Raw genomic sequence first — 7724 nt, forward strand, 5'->3', positions numbered from 1 at the left:
GCAATCGCTCAGGTGCGGCAACTGGGCGGCAGGGGCAGCAACACCGGCAGCCGAATCACAAATTCTGTGCCCCATTCCGGGTCGGAAGTCCAGTCGATCGTGCCGCCGTGATTTTCCACCACGATTTGATAGGTGATGGACAGGCCCAAGCCCGTGCCGCGACCCACGGGCTTGGTGGTAAAGAAGGGATTAAACAGATGGGGGCGAATGTCGTCAGAAATCCCATAGCCCGAATCACGAATGGCAATTTCCGCGATCGATTGGGGGCCGTTGCTCAACAGACGGGTGCTGATTTTTAAGATGGCGGGTCGATCGATCGACTCCATCGCGTCAATGGCATTGCCAATGAGGTTCATCAACACCTGGGCCATCTGGCCCCCATGGCAGGTCACCAGGGGCAGTTCTCCCCGATCGATCTCCAATTGAATGCCCCCAAATCGCCCATGGGGTTCCAGCCGGTGGCGCAGGAGGGTGAGGGTTTCGTCCAAGCATTCGTGGAGATTGGTGGGTTTCATCCCTGCTCGATCGAGGCGAGCAAAGTTGCGCAGGGAAAGGACAATTTGCCGAATTCGCTCCGCTGCCAACCCCATGGCTTCCAGGAGTTTCGTGAAGTCTTGGCGAACAAAGGTTAAGTCAATGTCCCGCAACAGTTGGTCGATCGCCTCGTGGGCTTCGGGATAGGTCGATCGATAGGTGTCAATCACCCTCAGCAATTCCGCCAAATACTGTCGGGCATATTTCAAATTGCCATGGACAACGGCGATCGGGTTGTTGATTTCGTGGGCAATGCCGGCCACCATTTGCCCCAGGCTGGACATCTTTTCGCTTTGGAACAGTTGCATTTGGGTAGACTGCAACTCATCCAGGGCTTGGGCCAGGCGATCGGCCTGGTCGCGGGCTTGGCGGGCCTTGTCTTGGGCATCGGTGTAAAGGGCCGCTTGATCCAGGGCGATCGCCAATTGGTCGCACACCCCCCGCAACAGGCCTACCTCGCTTTCGCTCCAGACCCGATCGCCCCGATGCTCCACACAGGCCACCGCTCCCAAAAAGGTGGTGCGGCTGCCCTGAACCGGCAAAATCAGTGCGGCCCCCGCCGACAGTTGCGCCAAAAATTCCTGCACCGTAATCGCCGCCGGCCGCACCACCTCATCGGTGCAAACAATTTCCCACTGCAACAGCAACGGCGCAACTCCCGCCGCCAAGCCATGTAACTGCTTGCCCACAAAGCTCGGTAGACTGCCCTGGGCCGACTCGGCCGCCACTTCCCAATAGGATTGCTCTAGGAAGGTCACGTCCTTGTTCACCGGCCGGGGGCAATAGTTCAAAAACAAGCAGCGATCGACATGCAGGAGCGATCGAATCTCCTGCACCGCCGCTTGCAAAACCACTTCCACATCCAGGGATTGGCGAATTTGCCCCGCCAACCGAAACAGCAGCGCCTCCCGCCGCGACATCAGGGCCTCGCGGGCCCAGGCTCGGTCAATGGCCATGGCCAAGACGCTGGCAATCCAACCCAGGGCCCCATGTTCCGCCGACACCATGGGCCGCCGCCCAAACAGGGCCATCACCCCCACCAATTGGTCATCCACAATCAGGGGATAGCCCGCAAAGGCCACAACCTGCTCACTGTCGAGCCAATCGCGGGCCTCAAAGTTGGGGTCGGTGGCGGTGCAGTTGGTCAGGTAGGGTTGGCGACTTTGGGCGATCGCCCCCACCAGGGAAGCCCCGATCGGGATATAGGTGGGAAATTCCGCCACCAGGGAATGTTGACCGGCTGAGGCTCGCAACTCCAGCAACCGCGCCTCCCGGTTATAGGTCCAAACCCGCACAAAGGGCACTTGCAGGGCCCCGGCGATCGTTTGGGTGCAACGTTGCAACACTTCCGACAGCGATCCCCCAGAAGCGAGGGCCGCCCCCACCTCCGCCTCCAACTTGGACAGCCGGGCCCGTTCAATCAACACCCGATCGGCCAAGCGCCGTTCCGTGATGTCGTGGCAGTTCACCACAATGCCGCGCACGGCCGAATCGTCCAGCAGATTGGTGGTGACCGCATCAAAAAAACGCCAAGAGCCGTCCCCATGGCGCACGCGATAATCCGACAGCCGTTGACTCACGCCGGGTTGGGCCAGGGCCGCCGCGATCGTGCCTTGGACGGCGGGCAAATCTACCGGATGCACGAAGTTTTCGACCGGTTGCCCCACGGTTTCAGCGGAAGTGTAGCCCAAAATGCCCTCGGTGGAGGGGCTGACGTAGCGAAAAATTCCGCAACTGTCCAAAATCACTACAATATCCGTGGCTTTTTCAATCAGAGATTGAAAATTGACCTGATGCTCATCAAAGCTCACGGCCCGGTAGGGAGGAGCCGAATCGGCCTCCGGGTGCAGAGCAATGCTCGCGTCAGGTTCTGACCGAGACGGTGGGGTCGATGGTGAGGTCGATCCAGCAGGAGATGAGGCGGTGCTGAACGGGTCGGTCATGGGGCTAGGCAACAGGACTTCTCGAAGGCAGGATGACGGATCCCCAGGGGCGATCGCACGGGACGATCAACGCTTCCCATACGTTAACAACAGTCTGAAAGGACGGCCTGAATTATTTTGGGAAGAATTGCTTTGGGAAGAATGACTTTGGAAAGTCCGTCGGGAATGATTGGGGGACTGGGTTGAAGCTGAGGAGACTGGGGCCAGCGGCTTGCGGGCATGACTCCAGGGCAATAGAAGCACAAGCGAATGGGGCAGGGCAGCACGCGATCGGCCATGGTGCAAGAGGCTTGGTTTGAGCAAGCGACAATTCCCTCAGCACAGACTAACTGAGATTACCCGGACGCTGCCGCAGAAAGTCCCGATTTCAAGGTTTTGATTCGCTCCCTGAAGCCCACCGAATTAGAGATGCGAAATTAGAGATGCGAACAGAGATGCAAACTGACATCTAGACCGAACCCACCAACCGATCGACTAGCTGATCGACCAGCCGATTGATCAGCCGATCTATAAAACAGAAAACAAAACAGATGCGGGCTAAGCAGCCTCGCCAGGATGGGACTGCTGAACCCGCATGGATGTTGTTGGAGTTGCCCGATCCCTCATGATTTGAGCATGAGACCCTGCTAGCTTCCGTCGCAACGATCACGCTTCGGAGGCCAACCAGCGCCCGATCGAGCACTGAATTATGGGAAGGATCGGTTTGGGGATGTGACTTGGTTGTCGCCCATTAGGCTCAAGACAGGGCCCGCTGCAAGGTTGACTGTTTGGGGCCACCGGGGCGATCGCCTGCGATCGAGCTGCTACCGAAACGGGCGATCGGGCTGGGATACACCAACGGGGACGGAGGCCGATCGCCAAAGCCAGGAATTTGGTAATGGGCTAACCCTTCCAAAATGCCCCAAGCGTAGTGCCCTCCGGCAAAGTAGATGTTTGGATGAGTGCGCAGCCGATCGAGTTCGCGGCTGTGGTTCCCCACCACCACGGCCCGGGTGTTGCCCCGCAGCATGGAAACATCATTGCCCGAATCGCCCGCCACCAGCAGGTTTTTGATCAAAAATCCCCACTTCAGAGCGCAGTAGCGAAGGGCATCGCCCTTGGAGGCACGCCAGGGCAAAATGTCTAAATATTGCCCATGGGAGCTAATCAGCCGGACATTTAGCCCCTGACGGCGCAGATATTGGCGAATTTGGCGAACTTGGGGCGCAATTTGCGGATCAATCCAATAGCTGATCTTGTGCGATCGCTGGTTGGCAGCGGGCTGCAACACCAGGCCTTCCATGTCGTTCAAGGCGTTGCGGATGGCGTTCGGTTGCCAATTGTGGCTGATGTATTGTCGCCAACGGGTGTCGGGAACCAGGTCGGGGCCGTAGTGAATTTCGCTGCCAACGGCCGTGATCAACACATCCGGGAGCGGGATTTGCCAATCTTGCAGGGTTTCGAGGGCGCTGGGCAGGGTGCGCCCGGTGGCCACACCAAACCCGATCGCCCGATCGTCCACCAGCAACTGGGCCAAGAGCTGATCCAGTCCTTCGCGATCGCCAATCAGGGTGTTGTCAATGTCGGAAATGAACAGATGTTCTGCCCGAATCAGCGGATTCGTGGAAACCTCCCGCCGCTGGCGATGGGCCGGGGTGGTGACGCTGAGGGCGCTGCCCACATGCAAGGCCTTGGGTTGTAACAGTTGCCGAATCTGTTGCAGATATTTTTCCGTATGGGCTTCCCAGGAAAAGGTGCGTCGCACGCCTGCCAAACCTTGCTCAGACCACTGTTGCCAACGATCGGGCTGGGTCAAGGCTTGGTAAAGGGCCGATCGAATTTGGTCAAGATTCAACGGATCCACCAACTGCCCGTTGGCACAGGCCGCCAGAATATCGCGCGGGCCGCCGTCATTGGTGGCCACCACCGGCAAACCGCTGGCCGCCGCCTCAATCAACGTTAAGCCAAAGGGTTCCGTTAGGGCCGGATTAATGAACACGCCCCGAGTTTGGGTGGCCAGGCGGTATAAATCCGCCACGTCGGTGCTCTGGTGTTGCTTGGGATAGGCCACCTTGCCGTAGAGATCGTAGCGATCGATCAACAGCATCAGTTCCGTCATCACCTGCCTGGGGCCCGGCTCCATGGCTGCAATGTCCGTGCGGCTGCCCAGCACCAACACCAGGTTGGCCAGGGATTGCAATTCCGGCGACTCGCCATAGGCCTGCACCAAACTGGCCACATTCTTGCGCCGCTCCGCCCGCGACAGGGCCAGGATCATCGGCTTTTGCGGCTCGGTGAGGAATCGATCGAGCTGGGTTTGGATCGGTGGGGTGGGCCATTGGGCCGGCGGTGGATAAAACTGCTGCAGCTCCGTGCCCGGCGGAATTACCACCATCCGATCGGGCTGGTAATTGTCATAAACCTGATATTGCTCCTGCACTTCCTGTTGTGTGCTGGCCACAATCAAGCTGGCACTGGCCAGGGTGACTTCCTCCGCTTCAATGCGGGTGTTGAAGTGGAACTGCTCCTCCAGGGCGGCCGGCTTGCTGCCTTGCTCCAACATCCGCTGCAACTTCACCCGCCCCAGTGAATGGCCCGTATGTACCAGGGGCACCCCCAGCCACCCGGCCACCCGGGATCCCACATAGCCCGCATCGGCGTAGTGACTGTGAATCAAATCCGGCGTGCGGCCCACCGTGCGCAGGTAGCGCAAGACTTCATCGGCAAAGATATCGAGATGGGGCCAAAGCACCTCCTTGCGCAGATAGCGACGCGGCCCGGCCGGCAGCCGAACGATTTGCGATTTGGGGCTGAGGGGTTCAATGGGCTGGGCATAGTCGGCGCTCACTTTCGGGTCTTGGATGCGGCGAGTGATGAGATCGACCCGATCAATTTCTGGACGCTGGGCGAGCGATCGCGCCAGCTCCACCACGTACTTGGTTTGACCACCCGTATCAGCATCGCGGCCCAGTTCCAAATTGCTGCCCCGCAGCAAGCCGTGAATGCTAATGGTGACGATATACAGGTTTTTCAAGTCAGTCATGGTTCTGTTGGAATCCTCCATGAACAGCCCGTTCTTCAGCGATGGGTAATGACCAATGACCCTCGGGATGCTGAATCGAGCCTTGAGTAACTCGGCAACTGACGGTGAAACGACTGGTTGAACGACCGGCCGAAACGTGCCGCTCGGCCTCTCCAGCATAACCAGCGAATTTTGAGTAGCTTGGAGGGGTTACCCGAACCTCAAATTGCCCGGCGATCGGTTAAGCACCGGCCACAAGGCGATAGATTTCCGCTAAGGATTTGCATTTATGGCTCGATTTGACAGCGTTCAAAGTATTCATCACGCGCGGCATTTGCTCTATGACAAATCAATTGTTTACTGTCGAGATCGCCCCGTGGGAACCTTTGCCGCCTTGCCACAACCTCGGCGCGATCGACCCGATGCCCCGCCGGATCCTGACCTGAATTACAACGAAGTTTTCATCCGGGATAACGTACCCGTGATGATTTATTTTTTGCTGGATGGACGAGCGGATTTACTGCGAGATTTCCTAGATATTTGTCTGGACTTGCAAAGCACCGATCCCCAAACGGAAGGCATTTTTCCCAGCAGCTTTTATGTGGAACCCAACAGCCAAACCCTGGTGGCTGACTATGGCCAACGGGCGATCGGGCGGGTTTCCTCCGTTGATGCCAGCCTTTGGTGGCCGATTTTGGCCCATGTTTATGTGCAACGCACGGGCGATTGGAGTTGGAGCCAACAACCCAAAGTCCAACAGGGAATCCAGCGGTTTCTGCGGCTGATTTTGCATCCATGGTTTCGGCACGCTCCAACCCTTTACGTACCCGATGGAGCCTTCATGATCGATCGCCCCTTGGATGTGTGGGGCGCACCCTTAGAAATTCAAACCTTGCTGTATGGAGCCTTGCTCAGTTCCGTCGTTTTAATTCATAGCGACCTGAAGGAAAAAGTGATTGGCAGCACTGCCGGATCGGCAGCCCTCACCGATCCCTTTATCCGGCAGCAAATTTGGCAATTACGATACGCCACTGCCCTGGCCCGTCGCCTGCGTCGCTATTTGCTTCAGCACTATTGGATTAATGGTAAAACCATTCAAATCCTGCGCCGTCGTCCCACTGATCAATACGGCGAGCGAGTCTCCAATGAATATAATATTCGCACCGAAACGATTCCCCACTGGTTGCAAACCTGGCTGGGCGATCAAGGGGGATATCTGATTGGTAATATCCGTACAGGTCGCCCCGATTTTCGCTTTTTTTCCTTGGGAAATTGCTTGGGCGCGATTTTTGATGTGCTCACCTTTTCCCAACAGCGTGCCCTCTTTCAATTGGTGCTGAATAACCAAGCTGATTTGTTTGGAGAAATGCCTTTGCGCATTTGCCATCCCCCTTTGGATGCCAGTGATTGGCGCAATAAAACGGGATATGACTCCAAAAATCGCCCCTGGTGCTATCACAATGGCGGTCACTGGCCCTGCCTGCTTTGGTATTTTGTGGTGGCTGTTTTGCGACATCAACAAACGTCAACCACGCCCTACTATCGCTTTGGGCATTTGCACGAGTCGCTCTGGGATTGCTTGCAAGATGCCTATCAGGTGTTGTTGAAGCGGTTACCGGAACAAAAATGGCCGGAATATTTTGATGGGCCCACGGGGGTTTGGTTGGGGCAAGAGGCGCGTCTTTACCAAACCTGGACTTTTACGGGCCTGCTGTTGGTTCATCATTTTTTGAATAAGCCGGCCGATGCCACGGTGTTGGATATGCCGGGATTGCGATCGATCCTGTCGATCGAGGCGCAATATCAGGATTTGCGATGGGATTGAGGACGCTGGCAGCCAACGCGATCGCCCATGGTGACCGAACCAGGCCCCGCAGCGGGCGATCGCGTGAGTTGCCGGTTCGGGCCCGGCGATCGCCCCAGGGCCCCGCCCTGAGCATTGACCCGCACAATGCCGGGGAACCCCCGGCCGAATTCCTGGGGCGATCCCCTAGCCGGATTTAGGTAAAGAAAGTTAAACTTTTCTGAGAGTGATTGTGGCGATTCGATCGCTTTGTGCTTAGTCGCCCTTGGCCATCGATCATCCCTGACCTCTCATTTTTGTCATTTATTTCCCTTCTTACTCGGAGTTCTTCCATGACCATCGCAGTTGGACGCGTGGGCACGGAACGCGGGTGGTTCGACGTAGTGGACGACTGGCTGAAGCGGGATCGCTTCGTCTTCGTCGGCTGGTCGGGTCTGCTGCT

The 7724-nt window shown here is 57.4% G+C and carries 4 protein-coding genes and 1 pseudogene; 3 read left to right on the forward strand and 2 right to left on the reverse strand.

Going from position 1 to position 7724, the window contains the following annotated elements; all coding sequences use genetic code 11:
• Positions 1-8: 8 nt before the first annotated feature.
• Both H6G52_RS10130 and H6G52_RS10135 read right to left on the reverse strand, forming a co-directional pair.
• The gene (locus H6G52_RS10130) at positions 9-2477 is read right to left on the reverse strand and encodes a GAF domain-containing protein (protein ID WP_190528048.1); all 2469 of its coding nucleotides are present in this window, start codon (positions 2475-2477) and stop codon (positions 9-11) included.
• A 736-nt stretch (positions 2478-3213) separates the two neighbouring features.
• Positions 3214-5499, reverse strand: coding sequence for an HAD-IIB family hydrolase (locus H6G52_RS10135; protein WP_190528050.1), 2286 nt, complete (start codon positions 5497-5499; stop codon positions 3214-3216).
• 268 nt (positions 5500-5767) lie between these two features.
• On the opposite strand from H6G52_RS10135, the gene H6G52_RS10140 reads away from it, so the two are divergent.
• The 3 genes and pseudogenes from H6G52_RS10140 to H6G52_RS10150 all read left to right on the forward strand — a co-directional run.
• A complete protein-coding gene (locus tag H6G52_RS10140) occupies positions 5768-7303 on the forward strand; it encodes a glycoside hydrolase 100 family protein (protein WP_190354551.1) in 1536 nt (511 codons plus the stop codon).
• Entirely contained in the window at positions 7294-7482 is a 189-nt protein-coding gene (locus H6G52_RS10145; RefSeq protein ID WP_190528052.1) for a hypothetical protein, read from the forward strand. The genes H6G52_RS10140 and H6G52_RS10145 overlap by 10 nt, the downstream gene beginning before the upstream one ends.
• A gap of 132 nt (positions 7483-7614) precedes the next feature.
• A pseudogene (locus H6G52_RS10150) lies at positions 7615-7724 on the forward strand (photosystem II D2 protein (photosystem q(a) protein)); the annotation flags it as partial.

This window comes from Limnothrix sp. FACHB-881, assembly GCF_014698135.1.
Taxonomy (GTDB): domain Bacteria; phylum Cyanobacteriota; class Cyanobacteriia; order CACIAM-69d; family CACIAM-69d; genus CACIAM-69d.